16 protein-coding genes and 1 pseudogene are annotated in these 22870 nt (G+C 62.3%); 10 read left to right on the top strand and 7 right to left on the bottom strand.

Annotated elements, in window-relative coordinates; genetic code table 11:
* The first annotated feature begins 44 nt into the window (after positions 1-44).
* On the top strand, positions 45-989 hold the full coding sequence (locus AB4Z13_RS03430) for a carbohydrate kinase family protein (protein ID WP_310388286.1): 945 nt from the start codon (positions 45-47) through the stop codon (positions 987-989).
* Between the two features lie 30 nt (positions 990-1019).
* Complete coding sequence (locus tag AB4Z13_RS03425; protein ID WP_007826295.1) at positions 1020-1946, top strand: pseudouridine-5'-phosphate glycosidase; 927 nt, start codon at positions 1020-1022, stop codon at positions 1944-1946.
* A gap of 79 nt (positions 1947-2025) precedes the next feature.
* Here the strand turns inward: AB4Z13_RS03425 and cckA are convergent, their stop codons facing one another.
* Positions 2026-4629, bottom strand: a complete 2604-nt coding sequence (cckA, locus tag AB4Z13_RS03420; RefSeq protein ID WP_442205825.1) for a cell cycle histidine kinase CckA — start codon at positions 4627-4629, stop codon at positions 2026-2028.
* A 303-nt stretch (positions 4630-4932) separates the two neighbouring features.
* Between cckA and AB4Z13_RS03415 the strand changes: the two genes are divergently transcribed.
* Positions 4933-6051: a flagellar biosynthetic protein FliO gene (locus tag AB4Z13_RS03415; protein ID WP_442205824.1), complete on the top strand. Its 1119-nt coding sequence runs from the start codon at positions 4933-4935 to the stop codon at positions 6049-6051.
* A gap of 94 nt (positions 6052-6145) precedes the next feature.
* Here the strand turns inward: AB4Z13_RS03415 and dksA are convergent, their stop codons facing one another.
* On the bottom strand, positions 6146-6565 hold the full coding sequence (gene dksA / locus AB4Z13_RS03410) for an RNA polymerase-binding protein DksA (RefSeq protein ID WP_007826301.1): 420 nt from the start codon (positions 6563-6565) through the stop codon (positions 6146-6148).
* Between the two features lie 277 nt (positions 6566-6842).
* Between dksA and AB4Z13_RS03405 the strand changes: the two genes are divergently transcribed.
* The 5 genes and pseudogenes from AB4Z13_RS03405 to AB4Z13_RS03385 all read left to right on the top strand — a co-directional run.
* A complete protein-coding gene (locus AB4Z13_RS03405; RefSeq protein WP_442205823.1) occupies positions 6843-7337 on the top strand; it encodes a SixA phosphatase family protein in 495 nt (164 codons plus the stop codon).
* 72 nt (positions 7338-7409) lie between these two features.
* Positions 7410-8885, top strand: a complete 1476-nt coding sequence (locus AB4Z13_RS03400; protein ID WP_439015109.1) for a YcjX family protein — start codon at positions 7410-7412, stop codon at positions 8883-8885.
* The gene (locus tag AB4Z13_RS03395; RefSeq protein WP_442205822.1) at positions 8882-9961 is read left to right on the top strand and encodes a YcjF family protein; all 1080 of its coding nucleotides are present in this window, start codon (positions 8882-8884) and stop codon (positions 9959-9961) included. The genes AB4Z13_RS03400 and AB4Z13_RS03395 overlap by 4 nt, the downstream gene beginning before the upstream one ends.
* A 211-nt stretch (positions 9962-10172) precedes the next feature.
* Positions 10173-10724, top strand: coding sequence for a hypothetical protein (locus tag AB4Z13_RS03390; RefSeq protein ID WP_037102691.1), 552 nt, complete (start codon positions 10173-10175; stop codon positions 10722-10724).
* Positions 10725-11017: 293 nt separating this feature from the next.
* Positions 11018-11230 (top strand): annotated as a pseudogene (locus AB4Z13_RS03385) (hypothetical protein); the annotation flags it as partial.
* A gap of 93 nt (positions 11231-11323) precedes the next feature.
* Here AB4Z13_RS03385 and folK read toward each other — a convergent pair.
* The 3 genes from folK to folP all read right to left on the bottom strand — a co-directional run bounded on the left by folK (position 11324) and on the right by folP (position 13233).
* The gene (gene folK / locus AB4Z13_RS03380; RefSeq protein WP_442205821.1) at positions 11324-11851 is read right to left on the bottom strand and encodes a 2-amino-4-hydroxy-6-hydroxymethyldihydropteridine diphosphokinase; all 528 of its coding nucleotides are present in this window, start codon (positions 11849-11851) and stop codon (positions 11324-11326) included.
* Positions 11832-12200 carry a dihydroneopterin aldolase gene (gene folB, locus AB4Z13_RS03375; RefSeq protein ID WP_113325672.1) on the bottom strand — a complete coding sequence of 123 codons (369 nt, stop codon included), beginning with the start codon at positions 12198-12200 and terminating at the stop codon, positions 11832-11834. Before folB ends, folK begins: the two co-directional genes overlap by 20 nt.
* Positions 12201-12339: 139 nt before the next feature.
* The gene (gene folP, locus AB4Z13_RS03370; protein WP_442205820.1) at positions 12340-13233 is read right to left on the bottom strand and encodes a dihydropteroate synthase; all 894 of its coding nucleotides are present in this window, start codon (positions 13231-13233) and stop codon (positions 12340-12342) included.
* 102 nt (positions 13234-13335) lie between these two features.
* Here folP and AB4Z13_RS03365 point away from each other — a divergent pair, with 102 nt between their 5' ends.
* Complete coding sequence (locus AB4Z13_RS03365; protein ID WP_442205819.1) at positions 13336-13965, top strand: DUF922 domain-containing Zn-dependent protease; 630 nt, start codon at positions 13336-13338, stop codon at positions 13963-13965.
* A gap of 298 nt (positions 13966-14263) precedes the next feature.
* On the opposite strand, the gene AB4Z13_RS03360 is transcribed toward AB4Z13_RS03365, so the two are convergent.
* Positions 14264-14584: a 2Fe-2S iron-sulfur cluster-binding protein gene (locus tag AB4Z13_RS03360; RefSeq protein WP_113325670.1), complete on the bottom strand. Its 321-nt coding sequence runs from the start codon at positions 14582-14584 to the stop codon at positions 14264-14266.
* Positions 14585-14894: 310 nt separating this feature from the next.
* A complete protein-coding gene (locus tag AB4Z13_RS03355; RefSeq protein WP_113325671.1) occupies positions 14895-15266 on the bottom strand; it encodes an Hpt domain-containing protein in 372 nt (123 codons plus the stop codon).
* Positions 15267-15729: 463 nt separating this feature from the next.
* Here AB4Z13_RS03355 and AB4Z13_RS03350 point away from each other — a divergent pair, with 463 nt between their 5' ends.
* Complete coding sequence (locus AB4Z13_RS03350; protein ID WP_442205818.1) at positions 15730-22695, top strand: hypothetical protein; 6966 nt, start codon at positions 15730-15732, stop codon at positions 22693-22695.
* The last annotated feature ends 175 nt before the right edge of the window (positions 22696-22870 follow it).

The following is a 22870-nucleotide window of genomic DNA, read 5'->3' as shown; positions in this document are numbered from 1 at the left end:
GCCGGCGTTCTTGCCGCTATTCGATTCGTCTGGGAGCAGCAGAAATGAGCGGCAAGATTCTCGTTCTCGGCGGCGCCCATATCGATCGCCGCGGCCGCATTGCCGGCGAGACGGCGCCAGGCGCCAGCAATCCAGGCACATGGTTCGAGGAACCGGGCGGCGGCGGCTTCAATGCGGCCCGCAATCTGGCGCGCCTCGGCTTCGACGTGACGATGATTTCGCCGCGCGGTGGTGACCCGATCGGCGAGATGGTGAGCGAAGCGGCCGACTTTGCGGGTATAGACGACCGCCCCTTCGTCTTCCTCGATCGCAAGACGCCGAGCTACACGGCGATCATCGAGAAGGACGGCAATCTGGTCATCGCGCTGGCGGACATGGAGCTTTACCGCTTCTTCGTACCGCGGCGGCTGTCGATCCGCTGGGTGCGCGACGCCTTTGCCGCCACCGATTTCATTCTCTTCGACGCCAACCTGCCGGAGGAAACGGCGGCCGCGATCGTCGCAAGGGCAAAGGCGCTCGGCAAGCCGGTGGCGGCTATTGCCATTTCGCCGGCCAAGGTGGTGCGCCTCCTGCCCTGCCTCGAAGACATCGACTACCTTTTTCTCAACGAGGCAGAGGCTGCGGCGCTCATCGGTCTGCGGCCGGAAGATGCCGACGCATGGCCGTCCCTGCTCGCTGACATCGGCGTCACCGGTGCGGTCGTCACCCGTGGCAAGCGCGAGCTTGTCGCCTTCAAGGATGGCCGTGCGCTCGTCCTGCAGCCGCCGATTTCGGAGACAGTGGCCGATGTCACGGGGGCTGGAGATTCGCTGGCAGCCGGCACGCTCTCGGCCCTCATGCTCGGCCTGCCGCTGGAAGAGGCGGTTCGCCATGGCACGGCGGCAGCCGCCCTCACCGTCCAGTCGCGGCACGCCGTGAACGAAAATCTTTCACCCGAACTGCTGCGCAACATGCTTTCGCTTGTCCCGGCGGCGAGAATTCTGCAATGAAGCGGCAACACCGATAAACGGATACGGATCATGACCAAACCCTTCTCGCCCCTGCTGCCGATCTCCTACTCGAAGGAAGTGGCCGCCGCCAAGCAGCGCGGCGCCCCTATCGTGGCACTCGAATCGACCATCATCACCCATGGCATGCCCTATCCCGGCAATATCGAGATGGCGCGCAGCGTCGAATCGATCATCCGTGATCAGGGTGCGGTTCCCGCCACCATCGCCGTTATCCACGGCACGCTGCATATCGGCCTCGAACCCGCCGAGCTGGAGCAGCTCGCCAAGGCAAAGGATGTCATGAAGGTATCGCGCGCCGATATCGCCTTTTCGATCGCCGAGCGCCGCACCGGTGCGACGACGGTTGCCGCGACGATGATTGCGGCGGCGCGTGCCGGCATCAAGGTGTTTGCGACCGGCGGCATCGGCGGCGTGCATCGCGGCGCTGAAGAAACGTTCGATATCTCGGCCGACCTCGAAGAACTAGCCCGCACCGGCGTCATCGTCGTCTGCGCCGGCGCCAAGGCGATCCTCGATATTCCAAAGACGCTGGAAGTGCTGGAAACCCGCGGCGTGCCGGTCGTGACCTATGAAAGCGACGAATTCCCGGCCTTCTGGTCACGCTCATCGGGCATTCGCAGCCCGCTGACGCTGAACAGCCCGGCGGCGATCGCCAATTTCCAGACGACGCGCGAACAGCTCGGCATTGACGGCGGCATGCTGATTGCCAACCCGGTTCCGGAAGCTGACGAAATCGCCCGCGAGGAAATGGAAATCTACATCGAGCGTGCGCTTGATAGCGCCGAGCGTGACGAAATCACCGGCAAGGCGGTAACACCTTACCTGTTGAGCACGATTTTCGACCTGACCGATGGTCAGAGCCTGAAGACGAATATTGCGCTGGTGGAGAACAATGCGCGGCTTGCGGCAGAGATTGCCGTGGCGCTTGGCGAGTAAGCCACCATCTGGCGGGCCGGCCCCGCCAACGATCCCTCGCGGAATGACTTGAGGGGCGCAAAAGCGCCCCTTTATCATATCAGCTATCCAGCGTCTCTTTCACCGCCACAGCCAGCTGCTTCAGAGAGAACGGCTTCGGCAGGAAGCCAAACTTCGCTTCCGGCGGTAGGTTGCGGGCGAACGCATCCTCTGCGTAACCGGACACGAAGATGAACTTCAGATCCGGATAGTTCTTGCGCAGCTCGCGCAGCAGCGACGGCCCGTCCATTTCAGGCATCACCACGTCGGAGACGACGATGTCCACCTTGCCTTCGAGCTCCTCCATGATCTCGAGGGCCTCGACGCCGGAGCCAGCCTCATGGACCGTATAGCCACGCGTCTCCAGCATGCGCTTGCCACCGCGCCGCACCGCTTCTTCGTCCTCTACAAGCAGGATGACGGCTGAGCCCGTCAGGTCTTCCGGCTGCTTCGGCTGGACGAGTTCCACAATCTGCGCGCCACCGGTCGCAACGGCCTGATCGGCGGCTTCCGCTTCCGCAGCGACTGCCGGTTCGACGATATGGCGCGGCAGGAAGATACGGAAGGTCGTGCCCTTGCCGACTTCCGATTCCGGCTGGATATAGCCGCCGGACTGCTTGACGATGCCGTATACCATGGCAAGGCCGAGACCTGTGCCCTTGCCCACGTCCTTGGTCGTGAAGAAGGGCTCGAAAATCTTGTCCATGATCTCGGGCGCAATGCCGGTGCCAGTGTCGGTCACCTCGATCAGCACCATGTCTTCATGCGGCATGTAGGAATAGTTGAAGGCGGCAACTTCCGCTGCCGGCAGATTGCGGGTGCGCAGCGTCAGCGTGCCGCCATCCGGCATGGCGTCGCGGGCATTGACGCAGAGATTGATCAGAACCTGCTCGAATTGTGAAAGATCGGTTTTGACAGGCCAGAGGTCGCGGCCATATTCGACATCGAGCTTGACGTTGGTACCGGAAATCAGCCGGTCGACCAGCATGCGCAGGTCGCCGACGACATCGGTCAGGTTCAACACCGTCGGCCGCATCGTCTGCTTGCGCGAAAAGGCGAGAAGCTGGCGTACGAGCACCGCCGCGCGGTTGGCATTGCGCTTGATCTCTATCAGATCGGCGAAGCTCGCATCGGCAGGTCGCGCCTGCAGTAGCAGATGGTCGGAAGACAGCAGGATTGCCGTCAGCACGTTGTTGAAATCGTGCGCGATGCCGCCGGCAAGCGTGCCGACCGCATTCATCTTCTGCGTCTGCGCCATCTGCGCTTCCAGCGCCTTCTGCTCGGTCACTTCCACCGCATAGACGATAGCCGCCTCTTCCGGCGCCTCGTCACTCTGGTCGATGACTGCGTTCACATAGAAGCGGAAGAAGCGTGCGTCATCGGTCGGCGTGCGGGAATCGATCGGTGGGATGTCGCCCTGGCGATCCTTGGCGGCGGCGAGTGCCGCGGCAAGCTGCGGCCGGTCGCTGTCCTGCACGATCGTTTCCATCAGCGCGCCGCGCTCCAGATCGTCACGCGAGACAATATTGGAGAAAAGCTTCAGGAAAGGCGCATTGGTGCGCAGAATCTTGCCATCGCCATTTACCGAAGCGATCGCCATCGGAGTGTTGTTGAAGAAGCGCGTGAAGCGCATGGCGGCTGCTGATGCCGACTGGCCGTTCTCACTGTCCTTGTCACGCGTCAGCACGATCGTCCGGCTCTCGCCGGGCGCTCCGTCACGCATGGAGGTGACGCGGTGGATGATCTGCACCGGCAGGCTCTGGCCGTTCGATTTGCGCAGGTCGAGGTCCAGCGTCACGGTCTTCTTCAGCCCCGGCTCGGCCTGTACCGACTGGATCAGCGCCAGCCCCTCACCCGCGACGAGATCGCCGATGTTCATCGAGCCCGGCATGAATTTGGTGAGATCGAGACCCAGCCATTCCGCAAGCGTGGCGTTCAGATAGAAGATCTCGCCCTTGCGCCCGGCGGAGAAGAAGCCTGCCGGAGCGTGGTCGAGATAATCGATCGCGTTCTGCAACTCCTTGAAGAAGCGCTCCTGGTCCTCACGCTCGGCGGTGATATCGATGATCTGCCAGATCTGCAGCGGCTTGCTGTCGCCCTCTTCCGGCTTCAGGAGCCGCGCTTTCAGGCGATACCAATGCGCGCCGGCGTTGCTTCCGGGGCCAACGGCCCGCAGCAGGCGGAATTCTTCGCGCCCCTCCCGGCCCTCGCGCAACCCGTTCACCAGCCGGTAGAGCGCCTCGTTCGATTCGCGGTGGCGCGAAAGCAGCGTTTCAAGTGTCTGCACCTCGGTCGCCTTGCGTGCGCCGGTCAATGCGCCATAGGCGGCATTGGCATAAACGACGCGGCCCTTCTCGTCAGTGATCAGCGTCCCGTCGGGATGGCCGTTCAGGAAAGCGCGCGCCAGGCTGTCTGACTGGCGCTGCGGCATGACCTCGATGAAGCCGATGACGGAGGAGACGAGAAAGAAGATGCCGACCATGGCGAGAACGCCGAGACAGCCGAGCACCAGCTCGTTGCCGAGCGAATCCTTGAAGAAGACGAAGGCCGCGGCCGCCGCAATCAGCACGATCGCCAGCAGGATGATGCGTATCGCCGTGCCAGAACGCCCCCCACGATCCACGAGCGGCGCGTTATAGTCGTCGACCTGACGCGATTTCGTCATCTATTCCTCGCATAAGCCCTTCCTGCCGCGCTCGTAACATCGCTACGAAGCAGGAATCAGGCAGTCTTTCCTTCTTATCAACTTGCTGCGCCCGCAAAAACAGCAGGTTTCGTCAGACTGCTTGAATTCACAGGCAAACGCGCCAATTTGCCCGTAATCCCGCCGGTGCCGCAGCGAGCGCCCGGCCAAATAGTTGCACAACACGAAATCGCGTTCGCCGGTGACTGGACAGACCCGCCGGCTCTTGCCTAAGGAACGGAAAAGTCGTCTGTTGTGCCATAATGCGAAATGGAGTGAGTGCCTATGTTCGATGATGTTGTAGGGGCTTACGGTAGCCGCTTCCTGCTTGCCGCCGGTGGCGTCGGCATTGCCCTCATCCTGCTCATCGCCGTTCTGTGGTTCCTGCGCGGCCGCGCGCCCTCGCCTTTCGTGCGCGGTGGTCGCAACCGTCAGCCGCGCCTTCAGGTGCTCGATGCCGCCGCCGTCGATGCCCGCCGTCGCCTGGTTCTCGTGCGCCGCGACAATGTCGAACATCTCGTCATGATCGGCGGCCCGACCGATATCGTCATCGAAAGCCGCATCCTGCCGGAAACCGAAGCCGAAACCGCTGCTGAGTTCCGCCCACAGCCGGTCGAGGAGCGTGCTGTCGCTCAGGAGCGTGCAGCCGTCCAGCCGCGCCGCGAGCCGCCGCCGAAGCCAGTCGCCGCCCCCGTCGCACCACCTGTGGCGGCAAGCGCCGAACCTGATTTCGAACCCTACAGCCCGGCACCTGCTCCGGTCATCGTCCCGGTCATCGCCCCGCCTGCAGAGCCGGTTCGCCAGCGCCCCGAACCTTCGGTCGCTCCGGCAGTCGCGCCACCCATGTCTGCCCAGCAGTTGCCTGCACAGCAGATGTCGAGCCAGCAGGCTCCCGCGCCACAGGTCTCTGCTCCGCCGCTCACAGCCGAGCGCGACGGCCCGCAGCGGATGTCGCAGCTTCAGCCGCGCCAGCCCGAACGCCCCGCTCCGCAACCCGTGCCCGATGCCGCTAGCGCCGCAGATATCCTCGATGCAGCCCGCCAACGGGTGTTGCCGCAGCAGCGCATCGAACCGGAAGTGTCCACTCCGCCGGCCCAGAGCATTCCCGCCGTTTCGCGCGGCGCTCCAGTCGCGACGGAAGATGGCGGTTTGCAATCGGCTGCCATCCGCCGCGATTTCCAACGCATCCTCGATGATGAGATATCGGCCAATCCGGCTGCCGAGCGGGTGGTTCCCGTACCCAATTCGCAGCAGGCACGGCCTGCCCCGCAGCCCGGTTCTCCTCAGCCCGGCTCAATGCCGCGTCGTGACCCCGATATGGCACCGATCACGGGTGCGGATGCCGCACTTCAAAAGGAAGTCGCCCGCATCTTCGGAGAAATGAGCGTCAATCGCGACAAGTAAAAGCCGGAGCCATATGGTCCCAGAGCAAAGGGCAGCAAAACAAAAAGCACCGCGATCGTCTCGCGGTGCTTTTTCATTGCCGGTCCGGAAGTGATTATTCGTCCCGGTAAACCTTTTCGCGGCGCTCGTGGCGTTCCTGCGCTTCGATCGACAGCGTGGCGATCGGGCGGGCGTCGAGGCGTTTCAGGCCGATCGGCTCGCCGGTTTCCTCGCAGTAGCCATACGTGCCATCCTCGATGCGCTGCAGGGCTGCGTCGATCTTGGAGATCAGCTTTCTCTGACGGTCACGGGCGCGAAGTTCAATCGCCCGGTCGGTTTCGGAGGATGCACGATCTGCGAGATCAGGGTGATTTGCGCTTTCCTCAGCCAGGTGGTCGAGTGTTTCGCGCGCTTCTCTAAGGATATCGTTTTTCCAGGCAACCAGCTTGGCTCTGAAATAAGCGCGCTGGTTCGTATTCATGAACTCCTCGTCTTCCGAGGGAACATAATTGCTAAGATCGATCTTCTCACTCAACGCGATTCTCCTGAAGAACATCTCATCTGGCCGGGTGTATATCCCATGCGCTATCCGCGATTCAAGCCAAATAAGACAGGTAAACAGATTTTTAAATCTGTCATAAATTTGAGCTAACAGTCTATTTTCGCATCATTATTCCGAGCAGCGTTTTTTGCTTGGCCTTCAAAGCGCCGTGTTGGGACGCCCCTTTTGCGCTCTTGGAAGCCTGTGGACGGTTGACGTTGCGGGATCGCAACCGCTACTGAAAAGGCTCCGTTCGAAGCTGGATTTGCCCATGGCCGCCCTCCTGCCTCCACCCCATCGGATCTACCTCCTGCGTCATGCCGAAGCCGCCTGGGCCGAGCCCGGACAGCGCGATTTCGACCGCCCGCTGAGCCAAAAGGGTTTCGGCGATGCCGAGATTGTCGCCGACCGCGCCGCCGATAAGGGCTACCGTCCGGACATCCTGATAAGCTCGACCGCGCTTCGTTGTCGCGACACCGCCGAGGCCGTGCATCGGGCCATGGGCGAAACGCTCGACATGCGCTTTGTCGACACGCTCTATAACGCCTCGGTCGATACCTATCTCGAAATCATCGATGCGCAGGATGTGGGGAGCGTCATGCTCGTCGGCCATAACCCGACCATGGAGCAGGCCCTATCGGCGCTGATCGGCCAAAAGGCTATGGCAGCCTCTGTGCCGAAAGGCTTCCCGACAGCCGGTCTCGCTGTCATCAGCTATGTCGCTACGACTTCGGCATGGCGTCTCGTCGATTTCGTCATCGACTGAGCTTTCGCGTCGCTTCTTTTTCGGGCAGCGGCCCCTTCCTATATTGCAGGCAGTGCCATCAGGGATTCCGATTTGCCGCCACGCCTGACATCCTTTGCCGACGATGCGCTGATCGCGCTGGACAATCTTGCAGACCGCGCCAGCGGTCTCGTCAATCCGACCATCCGGCTCGGCGTCACCGGCCTTTCCCGCTCCGGCAAGACGGTCTTCATTTCTTCGCTGGTCCACAATCTTCTGCACGGCGGCCGGCTGCCGCTCTTCGAAGCGGTTCAGTCCGGTCGGGTGTCGGCAGTCCGCCTGGAGCCGCAGCCAGATGATGCCGTGCCGCGCTTTCAGTACGAGGATCATATCCGCGCGCTGGTGAAGGAGCGTATCTGGCCGGATTCCACCCGCGCGATTTCCGAGCTGCGCATCACGCTGGATTATCAGAGCGCCAGTTCCTGGACGCGCATGTTTTCGCCCGGCCGCCTGTCGATCGATATCGTCGATTATCCCGGCGAGTGGCTGCTCGACCTGCCGCTGCTCGGCAAGGATTTCCGCACCTTCAGCGAGGAAACCATCGCCCTTGCCGCAACCGGCATCCGCGCCGAGCTGTCGAGCGCCTGGCTGGCGCTGACGAAAGCGACGGATATCACCGCTTCTGCCGATGAAATGGTCGCCCGCGATCTCGCCACCAGCTTTGCCGATTATCTGAAGGCCTGCAAGGCCGACGAACGCTCGCTTTCCACGCTTCCGCCCGGCCGCTTCCTGCTGCCAGGCGATCTCGACGGGTCGCCTGCGCTGACCTTCGCCCCGCTTGCCCTGCCCCCAGATGGAAAGCCGGAGCGCGGCTCGCTCTGGGCAATGATGGAGCGCCGCTACGAGGCCTATAAGTCGGTGGTAGTCAAACCCTTCTTCCGCGAGCATTTTGCCAGGCTCGACCGGCAGATCGTGCTGGTCGACGCGCTGCAGGCAATGAACCGCGGTCCGGAAGCCGTGCAGGATCTGGAGCGCGCCCTGACCGACGTGCTCGCCTGCTTTCGCCCCGGCAGCAATTCAATCCTGTCGTCGCTGCTCGGCCGGCGCATCGACCGTGTTCTGGTTGCTGCCACCAAGGCGGACCATCTGCACCACGAAAGCCACGACCGGCTGGACCGGCTGACACGCCGCCTCGTCGACCGCGCCATCGATCGCATCGGCATGGCCGGCGCCGGTATCGATGTCATGGCGCTCGCCTCCGTGCGCGCCACGCGGGAGGCCACCGTGCGTCGCGACGGCCACGACCTGCCCGTCATTGTCGGAACACCCATGGCCGGTGAAAAGATCGCAGGTGAAATCTTCGACGGTGAGCGCAAGACAGCGATCTTCCCCGGCGATCTGCCGGAAAATCCCGAATCTCTCTTCGAGCGCATCGAGGCCGGCGACGTGTCGGTCGAGCTGCCCGACGTCAATGTCGTGCGCTTCCGCCCGCCGCAGCTCGAGGAAACCGGCGGCGGCATCAAACTCTCCGTGCCGCATATCCGCCTCGACCGCGCCATGCAGTTCCTGTTCGGAGACCGCCTCGCATGAGCAAGCCGCCGATCGACCAGCCCAATCAGCCGCGTCGCGCCCCCGCCGCCTTCACCTTTGAGGAGGAGAATGCGGCGCCCGAAACGCCACGGGCCGAGCGCCGCAAGCCCGCTAGCTTCTCAGGCGAGGTGGTGCTGACGCCGGATGAGGAAGATCCCTTCCTCAATCCTGAGCAGGATCTGAGCCCGTTGCCGGTCGCTACCCCGCGCAAGCGGCGCACCTCCTTCGCCAGCATCGCCGCCGGCGCTTTCGGCATTCTGCTGTCGCTCGCCTTCGGCCTCTGGACCGACCGGCTGATCCGCGATCTCTTCAGCCGCGCCGACTGGCTGGGTTATGCCGCGCTTTCCGTTCTCGCGATCGGCATCCTCGCCGTCATTGCAATCGTCATCAGGGAGACGGCGGGCATGATGCGGCTTGCCGCGGTGCAGACCATCAAGGCTGAAGCCGATGCTGCGATTCTGGAAACGCGGCCCGCCAAGGCGCGCGCGGTCGTCGCCCGCCTGACAGGCCTGCTCGGCAACAAGCCGGAAACCGCCAAGGGCCGCGCCACGCTGAAAGAGACCGAAGGCGAGGTCATCGATGCTCCGCACCTGATCGCGCTTGCCGAGCGCGAACTGCTTGCGCCGCTGGATCGTCGGGCACGTGCGCTGATCGTCAATTCCTCCAAGCGGGTATCGATCGTCACGGCCGTCAGCCCACGCGCCATCGTCGACCTGCTCTATGTGCTCTATGAGGCTGCCCGCCTGATCCGTGCCATGGCCGAGCTCTACGGCGGCCGTCCCGGCACGCTCGGCATGCTGAGATTGATGCGCGATGTGCTCGCTCACCTTGCCGTGACCGGCTCGATTGCTGTCGGCGACAGCCTTGTTCAGCAGGTGCTGGGCCATGGGCTCGCTTCCAAGCTTTCGGCCCGACTCGGCGAAGGCGTCATCAACGGGCTGATGACGGCGCGGATTGGCATTGCCGCCATGGATCTCTGCCGTCCGCTGACTTTCCGGGCGCTGAAACGGCCGGGAATCGGCGATTTCATCGGCGACCTGACGCCATCGATGACGGCACGCAACGGTAACCCCTGAGCAAAAAGCCGAATTTCGACATATTTAGGCCTTCTTACTTAGGGTACAAAAAATTCAAGCGGATTCAATGCGCTAAAGGCGCAACCGCAGAATCCTTACCTTGCGAAAGCCCTGTATTTCCACGCATTTCAGCGTCCCGGAAAGAAAGCATTAACCATTCTCCGGCAAAACTTCAGACCAGTTCCCGAGTGGTGTTTGCGAAGGAAAATCCATGTACTCGCGCAAGTTTCTTTTTGTATGCGGCCTGGCCGCCGCGGCATTGTCTCCAGTGGCAGACGTCGCTTCCAACGCCACTGCCGCAACCCGCGACAAGGCCTTCTTCGAATCCGTCGCCGGCACCTGGAAGGGTCCTGGCGAAATCGTCGCCGGCAAGTACAAGGGCACGAAATTCACCTGCAATCTCGTCGGTTCTCCGGCCGATGATTCCTCCGCCGGTATCAAGCTCGACGGCACCTGCCGCGTCGGCGTCTTCAAGCAGCCGATGAGCGCTGTCATCTCGCAGTCCGGTTCCACCTACAAGGGCAAGTTCCTCGATGGCGCCGAAGGCAAGGGCCTCGATATCATTTCCGGCGCCGTTACCGACGATACCGTCGTCGTTGGCATCAATCGCTCCAAACTAAACGGCGCGATGATTGCCCGCGTTCGCGACGACAAGACCATGAACGTCACCGTTTCGGTCAAGGTCGAAAGCCAGATGGTTCCGGTCATCGGCCTGACGCTGACCCGCCAGGTCGACGAAATGGCTGTTGGTTCAATCCAGTAAGCTAATCATTCGGAATATACTTTCCTGAGGCGGCGGTTTTCCGCCGCTTTTAGTTTGGCTGCTAGCGTCTGAAGGCCCGCGAAGACGGGCCTTTTTTCTGTTGATCTCGGTTTTCCTATTGTTTGCAAGAGTGGCTTGAGTGCCGCCTCGATAAGAGAACCACTCATGCGTTCCCTACCTTCATATTTCGTGATGGCATCGGGATCATTTCCCGCCACGCAACGTTCATTGTAGACGGCAGGGCTTGTCCCTGCGCAGCCACGGAGGCGAAGGACATGAACGCAACCAACGCGGATACGGAAACCAGGAGCCTGAAGCTCGCCAAGGAATATCTGCGCCTCGGCGGACACCGCCGCTGCAAGATCGACGATAACATCACCACTGTGCGCCAGTGGGAGAAGGATCCGCCGGAGGCCGAACGCTTCTGGCAGGAGCAGGTGCAGCCGCTTTCTGCAGCTGACCGCAAGCAGGTCGAGGACTTCCTGCCCAGCATCAATTCGCCCTGAATGCTTGAAGCTTCAGGTCTGACGCCCGATAACTGGATCCAACTCTGCATTGATATGCAGCGGATGTTCGCAGTCTGCGCTTGGTGGCCCCCTTTAAGTCTTGCGCCACCAGTCGCGGCTTTCGTCCGCGATCTCGATCCCCGCAATGTCGGCGTCGGCTAGCCAATCGGCCACCGCCCTGCCCCGGACCATGAATTCGGGCGCGATATCCGCAAGCGGCATCAGCACGAAGCCCCGCTCCGTCATGCGTGGATGCGGCAGTTCCAGCCGCGGCGCGTCCTGCGTGACGCCCTCATAAGTCAGCACATCGATATCGAGCGTGCGCGGTCCCCAGCGCTCGATGCGCTCGCGCTTCATCTCCCGCTCGATCGACAGGCAGAGATCAAGAAGCGCTTCCGGCGCAAGCCGTGTTTCCACCGCCGCGCAGGAGTTGAAGAAATGGGACTGGTCGGTCTTGCCCCAGGGCGGCGTGCGGTAAAGCCGCGAGACAGCCGCCACCCGGCAGTCCGGATGGGCGTCCAGCACCGCAAGCGCTGATGCCATGGACTTGACCGGATCGCCGATATTGCCGCCGAGGCCGAGCGTTGCGAGACGGAATGGATTATCGGGTACGATGCTCAACGGTCACCTGCACGAAATCGAGCACGCCAGGGATCGGCGCATTCGGCTTGCGCACCGTGATCTTGGCCCTGATGATCTGCGGGAATTTATTACAAAGACCCTTAGCAATATCGAACGCCAGCGCCTCGATCAGGTAACGCCGCTTGCCGACGACGATCTCTTCGATGATGGTGAAGGCGGTGCCGTAGTGGACAGTCTCATCGATGGAATCGTTTTCCAGTGCGCTGCCCGCTTCCACCTCCAGTTCAGCATCCACGAAGAAACGCTGACCGAGGAATTCCTCCTCGGCATGCACGCCGTGGCGGGCGAAGAAGGCGCAGTTCTGCATCAGGATCGTATAGGTACTCATGACGGCCTCCCCCTAAAGCATGTCGCGCAAAAGTGCGTAGCGGTTTTGCGACAACGACATGCGTAAAACAAAGACTTCAAGCATGTCGCGCAAAAGTGCGTAGCGGTTTTTGCAATAATGACATGCGAAAAACAAAGACTTAAAGCGTGGCACCCGGATCTGATGGATCGTGACACGCTTTCGAAGCGTCGTTCCGGGCGGCCAGCATAGCATCGGCTACGGCAAGCGCATCCCTGTTGATTGCGACATTGTGTACCCGGAAAACAGCCGCCCCCTGCAGCCTGAGAAGCGCGCTCGTCGCCGCCGTCGCCGCATCGCGCTCCGCCGGCTCCCGGCCGGTGACGGCGCCGAGGAAGCGCTTGCGCGACGTGCCGGCCAGAAGCGGCAGGCCGAAGCGGTGCAGCTCTTCGAAACGCGCCATCAGTTCCAGATTTTCCTTCGGCGTCTCCTTGGCAAAGCCGAAGCCGGGATCGAGCACGATGCGGTCACGCAGGACACCGGCAGCGGAAGCGATCTCCAGCGAACGCTCGAGAAAAAAGACCTGGTCATCGATGATATCGGCAAGCTTCTGCCGGTCGCGGCCCGTATGCATGATGCAGAGCCCCGCCCCGGTCTCAGCCGACAGCGTGGCGATTTCAGGCTCCTTCTGCAGACCGAAGACGTCGTTGACGATATGGGCGCCGGCACTGATGGCACGCCGCGCCGTTTCCGCGCGATACGTATCGATGGAAATCAGGGCTTGCGTGCGTCTGCTGAGCGCCTCGATGACGGGCAGTACGCGCGCCTGTTCCTCCGCCGGGCTGACGGAGGCCGCGTCCGGCCGAGTCGACTCACCGCCGATATCGAGGATTTCAGCGCCGTCTGCGACCGCCTGCAGCGCGTGCTCGACGGCCCTGTCGACCGTGTCGTAGCGCCCGCCGTCGGAGAAGGAATCCGGCGTCACGTTGACGATCGCCATGATCACTGAGCGCTTGTTGAGCTCGATCTCTCGACCATGGGCCACACGCCAGAAACTGCTATCGAGCTGTTTCACCAGTCTAATCCCGTCGCTAGCCAAAAAAGCCGCTATCCGATATTGCTCTTGCGGTGGCTATGCCCCAAGCTCCGCCAAACTTCAACACAGGTTCAGTTCAGAATGCCGCTTGCGTTGCGTTATATGCGCCTTCCCATCGCCTTTTCCATGATTGCCTTTTTCCTCTGCGGCCCCGCGGCTGCCGAAGTCGTTGCAACGAAAAGCTATTCCTATTTCGATATCAAGGGAAAGACGGCCGACGAGCTGGACGATGAGCTGAGCCGCCGTGGCCCTACGGCGAACGGCTCCTCCGCTCGCCATCCCGGCGCCACCAAGATCCGTTTCGGCGGCGAGGCCACTTATATCCAGGACAATGGCCGCTGCCGTGTCGGCAATGTCAAGGTCACCGTCCACACACAGATCATCATGCCGCGCTGGAGCAACCGCAAGGGCGCGAGCCGCGAGCTGTCGATGATCTGGGATGCGCTGTCGAGCGATATCAGGCGCCATGAGGAGCGCCATGCCGAGATCGCCCGCACTCAGGCGCGTGCCATGGAACGTGAACTCAAGGCGCTGCCTTCGCGGCGCAATTGCGAGGCCATGCAGGAGCTCGTTTCGGATGTGTCGGCTCGCGGGGTAGAGGAGCACGACAAGTTGCAGGCCCGATTCGATCGCGTCGAGGCGGTCAATTTTCAGAATCGCATGCTGCGACTGCTCAACAACAGACTCAAGGGCAAGGGCGGCGAAAGATAAGCTCTTTTTGCCCACAAGGCGAGCAAAGAACGTTAGCTGCCCAATGAAACTTGTGCGAAGCTTGTGGAACTCCCAGCCTTTTACCGGTCATTTTTCATTCTGGTGGACTCAACCGGAACGCGGTAATATGACTATATTCGAAAGTGCAGTAAGGCAGCTGGCTTTCGTGACTGTGTTCTCCTGGCGCGTTCCGAAGCCGCGGGTGTTCCTCCCTCATCCGTAGGTAATGCGCCCGCCTCGCCTCGCCCGCCTCCGGCGTGCGAGGCTCTCTTTTTGGAAAGAGTTGCGGTTTTGGGAGTTAAGCCTGCCGTTCCGGCACGTGCACGGTGAGCCCGTCCAAGGCAGCCTTCATCCTGATCTGACAGGAAAGACGCGAGGTCGGGCGCACGTCGAAGGCGAAGTCCAACATATCCTCTTCCATCGCTTCCGGCGGGCCGACGATCTCAGTCCACTGCTCGTCGACATAGACGTGACAGGTCGCACAGGCGCAGGCGCCGCCGCATTCGGCCTCAATGCCGGGCACGGAATTGCGGACCGCATTCTCCATTACGGTGGAGCCTTGATCGACGTCGAGATCGAAGCGCGTTCCGTCAAAGGCGACGATGGTAAGTTTGGGCATCAGGATTAGGTTCCGGTCTTTCGTAGTAGATGGGCGGATTTTCTTCCGACAATTCGGCGCGTCAGTCAACATTGCCTGATCGCCCGGAGATTCGCAGATCGGCTAGGGTTGCGCCATTCTCTATGCGTCACGGGAGAAGTCGCAAAAAGACCCGCCGTTCCGCTATGGAACAGCGGGCCTACAGTATCGGTCAGAAAATCGGGATCGATTTTCGGAAAGCCTGATGCGTAGATTTAGAAAAAATTGAGCCTGTATGTGCGTCAAAATGGACGCACATACAGGCTCAAGGTCAGCCCAAACCTGTCCTGCCTTATCCGCGGCAGAGTTTCAGAATGAAATTCTCGGCGTCGACGACGGCTGCACCCAACGCTGCCATGGCGGTCGCGTCGCCATTGTTCTCTTCGACGGCTTCCGCCGATTGCGAAACCCGGAAGGCGCCGACTGAGCTTGCGGCTCCCTTCAGGCGGTGTGCCGCAGCACCGACCCTGGCAGACTCGCCGCTTGCAATGTCCTGCAGGCAGGCGCGCGCCTGGCGCGCAAACATCTGGAGAACTTCGATTTCCACCGTCTTGTCGCCCATCGTCTGGCGCGCAAGATGAACGAGGTCGATCGGCCTGATCTTGGAGGGCGAAGGCCCCGTGGAATTGTCAGGTGCTTCGAATGCGATACTCACTGCTGCCATTTGCCAATTCTCCCGTCTTATATCGTCCGCGCTTGCTACTGTTGTGCGGTCGGAGAATGGCGATCCCGTTAAATTCCGGCGCATTCGGGGCGAAAATCTAACCATATGGTTAACGTCCCTTAAATATCGCTAAAATATCGGCTTTTAGGCCGCTTCCAAAATTTAAAGGTGTTAACAACGGGTTAAGAGGGATGGAAACGCAAGGGTTCATTAATTGTGTAGGCAGCCCAGATGTGTCACTACGATACTGTTGAGGCGGGCTCATGCCGCGCGCCTTTGCCGACAGAGTGGATAATGGTAGTGTTTTGATACCTTTCGTTTGAAAAATCGGCTATCTACTCTGAAATGACATGCTTATCCGTCCGTCTTGGATGGAAGGCTGGCACGGCAAAGGTTCTTTCCGGGCAAAGGCGGCTGCCCGGATGCGCTGCCGGACTGGCCGGGAATTGCGAGGCATATCGGAATGGCGAATAACAAGTACAATGAATCGATCGAGGACAAGGCGTTCAAGGCATTGGACGAGGCGCTTCAGATCGATTTCGGCCAGGAGAACGTGCCGTCTCGCCGCGGCAACGCGCCCCACGCCCCGGAGGCTAATGTGACTGACCCATCCAATGCCCGTAATCAGTCCCAGGAAGAGGCACAGCGCCGCCGCGGCCGCTCTGGCCGTACAGGCGATCAGCAGGCGCCGCGGGCACCGGCCTTCGCCCCGGCCAATGATGCCAGCCGCAATTCGCCCGCTTCGCTTCTGAAGTCGCTGGAAAACGGCTCCAGCCGCCCTGCCCTGCGCACGGCCGCTCTCGTTTCCATCCTGTGGGTCATCATCGGCCTCGGGTTGATGTTCATGCTCTATGCGCCGCAGATCTCGCAGATCCGCTCGCTGACCGATCTTGCCGCCCTGCCGGGCGTGATCGCCGGCATTGTCGGCATCATCGTGCCGGTCATGATGTTCTATGCCTTCGCCATCATGATCTCGCGCGCCCAGGACATGCGCAACGCCGCCCGCTCCATGGCTGAAGTTGCTCTGCGCCTTTCCGAGCCGGAAACCATCGCGTCTGAACGCATCATGACGGTCGGCCAGGCCGTGCGCCGCGAAGTCTCGGCGATGAATGAAGGCATCGAGCGCACCATTGCGCGCGCTTCGGAACTCGAAACGCTCGTACATTCCGAAGTGAATGCGCTGGAGCGTTCCTATGCAGATAACGAACTGCGCGTGCGCGGCCTTGTGCATGAGTTGGGCTCCGAGCGCGAAGCGATCGTCAATCATGCCGACCGCATCCGCTCCTCGATCGCCGGCGTTCACGATCAGCTCAAGGAAGAACTGTCGCTCGCGACGGAAGAGATCGCTATCCGCCTTGCGACCTCGGGCGAAGCCTTCGCCTCGTTGATCGATACGCGCGCTGCGGCGATCATGGAGAAGTCGGACAGCGCCATGCAGTCGCTCGGCACGCTGCTGGCCGCCAAGACCGATACGCTGCTCCATACGCTGACTGCATCCGGCCTTGCGATCGGCAATGAATTCGACAACCGCCTCGACGCGCTGACCAACACGATCAACGAACATGGCGAGCGCCTGCTCACGCAGTTCGAGACACGCGCCTCGACGATGGATGCCAGCACCGAGCGCTTGAACGCCGCCCTTCAGGAGCGCACCCAGCAGCTCAATGAAATCCTGGTTTCCCGCACCCGCGAGATCAATCAGAGCCTGACATCAGGCGAACGCACGATCGGCGGCACGCTCGACGACGTGCTCTCCAGGCTGAATGCCGCACTCGACGAAAAGGGCGCCAGCTTCCGCCAGAGTCTGCAATCGACAGCCGACGATGCCGTCATGGATCTCGACGTGCGGTCCGGCTTCTTCGAGGAACGCCTGCAGACGACCGTCGCCCAGCTTTCGACCGCCTTCGACGAACGCGTCGCCGAATTCACCGACGCTTTCGACAAGCGCTCCGGCTCGCTCGACACCAAGCTCATCGAAAGCCTCACCCGCATCAACGAAACGCTGTCGGGCAACGCGGATTCCATTGAAGGCATTCTCAATACCAATATCGAGCGCCTCGGCACGTCCATGAGTGAGCAGTCGCTGGCGCTGGCGACCGCCTTTGCAACCGGCCAGGAAGTGCTGGATAGCACGCTTGCCGACCGTGCGGGGGAAATCACCTCGGCGCTGTCTACCCGTACCGGTGAACTCGGCTCGGCGCTGAGCAACGCCACGTCGGAAATCTCGCTGGCGCTCGCAGCTGGCACCTCCGAACTGCAGAACAACCTCGCTGCCCGGGCAGCCGAATTCCGCGATACGCTGCAGACGACCACGACCGAACTCACCACTGCCGTCGACAGCGGCACCGAAAGGGTCACAGGGGCATTCGGCGGTCGCGCCGAAGAGCTGAGCATCGTTCTCGCCGCCCGCGCCGCCGAAATCACCGATGCGCTGAAGACTGCGCATACCGGCATCGACAGTGTGATGGCCGAACGCGGCGGAGCGCTGATCGGCGCGCTCGCAGACCACCACGCCCGCTTCGACGAGGCGCTCACGAGCCGTTCCGAAGCCATCATCAATACTGTCTCGGGCACGCATGACCGTCTCGCCGAAACCCTCGACGAGAAGGCGATGGCGCTGGCGATCTCGCTGAACGAGACGCAGTCGCGCATCGAAGACACGCTCTCGACCCATTCGGAATCGCTCATCAATGCCGTTTCCGGCACCAATGACCGCCTCTCCGAGACGCTGAAGCAAAACCAGACCCGTATCGAGGATACGTTCGCGGCCCGGTCCGAGTCTTTCCTCAGTGCCATCTCCGGCACGCATGACCGCCTCTCCGATACGCTTGACGAAAAGGCAATGGCGCTTGCGATCTCGCTGAATGAAGGCCAGGCCCGTATCGAGGATACGCTTGCGACCCGCTCGGAGGCCATCATCGATGCCGTCTCCGGCACGCATGACCGCCTCTCCGATACGCTCGATGAAAAGGCAATGGCGCTTGCGATCTCGCTGAATGAAGGCCAGGCCCGCATCGACGATACGCTTGCCACCCGTTCGGAGGCACTGCTCAGCGCAGTTTCCAGCACGCATGACCGTCTCGCCGAGACGCTCGATGAAAGGGCGATGGCGCTCGGCATCTCGTTGAACGAAACGCAGTCGCGCATCGAAGACACGCTCTCGACCCATTCGGAAGCGTTGATCAACGCCGTCTCGGGCACGCATGACCGCCTCGCTGAAACGCTCGACGAGAAGGCCATGGCGCTCGGCATTTCGCTGAACGAGACGCAGTCGCGCATCGAGGATACGTTGTCGACCCATTCGGAGGCGTTGCTTAACGCCGTGTCAGGCACGCATGACCGCCTCTCCGAAACGCTCGACGAAAAGGCAATGGCCCTTGCCATCTCGCTGAACGAAAGCCAGAGCCGCCTGGAAGACACGTTGACAGCGGGCACTGATGCTCTCGTCCACGCTGCCACCGGCACGCATGACCGGATCGCCGCATCACTCGGCGAAAGCCAGCTCCGCATCGAGGAAGCGCTCACAAGCCGCGCCGAATCCATCGTCAATGCCGTCACGAATAGCGCCGACCGCCTGTCCGATACGCTTGACGAAAAGACCATGGCGCTCGCCATTTCGCTCGACGATGGCCAGAGCCGCTTCGAATCCGCGCTCGAAAACCGCAGCAACTCCATTATGGATACCGTTGCCAATGCCGAAGAGCGTGTTGCCGGCGCCTTTGCCGACCGCACGGAAGCGATCCGCGCCGCCTATACGGATAATCAGGCACGTCTGGAAACCGCGCTTGCCGAGCACACCTCCACCCTGTCCGAAGCCCTCGATGCCGGCAGCGCCCGCATGGAAGGCATCATCGGCAGCATGACGGGCCGCATCGAGGATGGCCTCACCGACGCCCAGCAGCGTATGGCCGCCCTTGCCAACGATGCCGCAAGCAACGTCGAAGGTGGGCTCGCCGCCGCGCATGACCGCATCCGCACCACGCTTGACGACCGCACCAATGCCATCACGCTGACGCTGACTGAGGCTCATAACCTCATCAACGACACGCTCTCCGAACAGGCGACCTCGATCGGCACGTCGGTTGCGACGAGCATCGGCATGCTCGAAATGTCGCTGGAAGATCGCGAGGCCGCGATCCGCACTGCGATCGATAAGAGTGCACAGTCGCTTGAGGATCGCATGCGCGAAGGTGCCGGCCAGATTGCCGGTCGCTTCCAGGAAGCCGCCAACACGATCTCGCGTTCGGCCGCCGATTTCTCCGGCCATCTCGACCACTCCGTCGACAACCTCACGGGCCGCTTCACGGAGACCGGCACCCGCGTCGAATCCAGCCTTGCCGCCATCGAGGCCCGTATTGCCGATGGTGTCGGCGGCGTGGCCGACAAGGTTGATGCTGCAGGCAGCCATCTCTCCGGCCTGCTGGATGACAGTATCTCCCGTCTGGGTTCGATCGGCGACGACACAGCCCAGCGCATCGCCGCAACGCTCGGCAACAGCGCCGCAAACCTGACCCAGGCACTCGACAGCCGCACCGCCAGCCTGACGGAAGCTTTCGACGGCCGCGCCGCCAGCCTGACGGATGCGCTGCATGCCGGCAGCGCCAACCTCACCCAGGCCCTCGACAACAGCAGCGCCAACCTCACGCATGCTCTCGACAGCCACAGCGCCAATCTCACCCAGGCTCTCGACAGCCGCCGGGCACATCTTGCCGAAACACTCGACAGCGGCAGTGCGAACATGGCCCAGTCGATCGACGGCCGGACCTCGGCCCTGAGTGACATGATGGATCGCGGCACCGCGCGCATCGAAGAGCGTCTCTCCACCATGGACCGCGCTCTGACCGTCGGTCTCGATGCCGTCAACCGCACGATCGAAGGCAAGGCAGCCGGTCTTGCTGCCAGCCTGCGCAACGCCGTTGCCGAAGCTGCCGAAGGCATGGATGGCGAAGCCACCAAGTCCTCGGAACTGCTGAGCCGCACCGGCCAGCAGTTCGCCGAAGCCATGGACGAGCGCTCCTCGCAGATCGTCAACCGCGTCGCCGAGGCACAGAGCCGCCTCGCCGGCCAGGCTGCCGCCGTTGCCCAGACCTTCTCCGAGGCCGGCAACGTCATCGTCAACAAGGTGGCGGAAGCAGAAAACATCGTCAGCAGCCAGGTCAGCGCCATCAATCATGCGCTCGCCGATGCCGGCCAGACGCTGGAAGCGCATGGCAATTCGATCCGCTCGACGCTGACCGATGCCGGCAGCCAGATCACATCCAGCATGGCCGAAGTCGACCGTGCGCTGGAAGCCCGCAGCAGCATCATCCGCTCCAGCCTGGAGCAGCGTGCCCGCGAAATCGACACCACACTCACCGATATCGACAAGGCGCTGGAAGCACGCGGCAATTCGATCCGCACAACGCTCGACGAGCGCACCCGCGACTTGAACTCCATGCTTGCCGGCCGCTCCACCGAGCTGACGCGCATTCTGGATGAGACGGCACGGCCGATCATCGACCGCTACACCGACGCCGGCCAGGAAGCTGCAGCCCGCATCACCGCGGCAGCAAGCCTCAGCGCCGAGCGCCTGCGTGCGGAAAATGAAGTGCTCACCCAGGCCGTCGCCGCCCGGGCCGAAAATGTCGCCAATGCCGTCGCCGCCATCGAGAACAGCCTGACGAACAACGTCAACGGCCTTGTCCAGCGCCTGTCGGAAAGCAGCGCGGCCATGTCCATGATGATGACGCGTGCCGCCGATCAGCTGAGCGGCGTCGACAGCCGCCTCGGCGACACGACCACGCGTTTCACGGACTCTGCAGCCAAGGCTGCCGAAATGGTCTCCGCTTCGACCCGCCTTCTCGAAGGCAAGGTCGATCGCCTGTCGGATATATCAGGCCAGACGCTCGCCCAGGTCGGCGGCATCATCGGCCGCTTCGACGACCATTCGAAGGTTCTCGGCCAGGCCTCGCAGCTTCTCGCTGCCGCCCAGTCCGGCCTTGTCTCGACGCTGGAAGAGCGTGAGACCGCCCTGCAGACTTTGGCAACCGGCCTCGTGCAGCGTTCGGGTGAGATCGAAAAGACCATGCGCGGCCTCGGCGGCATGATCGAGATGGTCTTCGAACGTGCCGAGCAGCGCTCCAACCAGGTCACCGGCACATTGCGCCAGAGCGTACAGGCCTCGTTTGCCGATATCGGACGTGTGCTTTCGGATACCGAGAAGCGCGCCGAGGAAGCAGCGTCCAACATGCGCGAAGCGATCAACCGCGCCGGCGAGGAAGCCAATGCCACGATCGACACCAGCTTTGCCAATGTCGAGCGCCGCTCCGGCGACCTCACCAACCGCCTGCGTGGCGGCCTGACGGCCTCGCTCTCGGACGTCGAGCGCATGCTCGGCGAAGCCGGACGCGCCTCCGACAGTGCAGCACAGAACCTGCGTGAATCGCTCCGCGATGCGATCGACGACGCTGTCGGCCGCTTCTCGGGAGCAACGGAAGATATCCGCCGCTCCGCAACCGATATCCGCAGCGAACTCGACGCCACCCGCGCCGAGCTGAAGCGTGGCGCCTTCGACCTGCCGGAAGAAGCCAAGGAAAGCGCGTCCGCCATGCGCCGCGCCGTCGCCGAGCAGATCAAGGCCCTGCAGGATATTTCGCAGATCGTCGGCCGCTCCAGCCAGCGTCTGGAACTCTCCGAGCCCGTTGCCCGCACGCTTGCCCAGGCTGAGCCCGCTCAGCGTGTCACCCAGCCGGTGATCCCGACGGCGCCTGCCCCGCAGCCCGCACCGACGGCACGCCAGTCGATCGAATCCATGGGCCTGCGCGGCACCATCGCCCCGACCCCGGCAGCAGCACCCGCACCAACTCCAGCTCCGCAGCGTCCGGTCGCTCAGGCTCCCCAGCCGGCTCCGGCCCCCGCTCCGGTCAGGCAGGAAGCTCCGCGCACGGAAGCCACCAGCGGCGGCTGGATCAGCGATCTTCTGCGCGGCGCCTCGCGTGAAGAGACCGAGGAAGCATTGCGTGCCGCCCCGGCCCGTCCGGCAGCGGAAGCCGCCGCTCCGGCCCCTGCTCCCGCCCAGCGCGCCAATGACAGCCGCAACCCGCGCCATGTCGTTGAATCGCTGAATTCGCTCTCGGTCGATATCGCCCGCGCCATCGACCACGACGCCTCGGTCGATCTGTGGCGCCGCTACCAGCGCGGTGAGCGCGACGTCTTCACCCGTCGCCTCTACACGCTGAAGGGCCAGCAGACTTTCGACGAGATCAAGCGCAAGTACGATCGCGAGCCGGAATTCCGCACCGCTGTCGACCGCTATATCGGTGATTTCGAAAAGCTGCTCGCCGATGTCGCCCGCACCGATCCGAACCGCACGGTTACGCAGTCCTACCTCACGTCGGATACTGGCAAGGTCTATACGATGCTTGCCCACGCGGCGGGCCGGTTGAACTGAGTTGTCGGATGGAAGCCTGACATGGTGAGACAAAAGGGGTCATCTGTGGATGGCCCTTTTTTATTGCCCCGGCTCCTTCAATCCGTCACAAACATCCCTGATCCGCATGCACCACGGGGCAGTCCCCCATCAGACCATCACCAAGCCAATTGCTTGCCACGACAGAGACCGTAGA

The sequence above is a fragment of the Rhizobium sp. YAF28 genome, from assembly GCF_052113285.1.
Classification (GTDB): domain Bacteria; phylum Pseudomonadota; class Alphaproteobacteria; order Rhizobiales; family Rhizobiaceae; genus Rhizobium.
The sequence above is the reverse complement of the archived record's forward strand: the minus strand, read 5'-3'. Positions and strand labels throughout refer to the sequence as shown.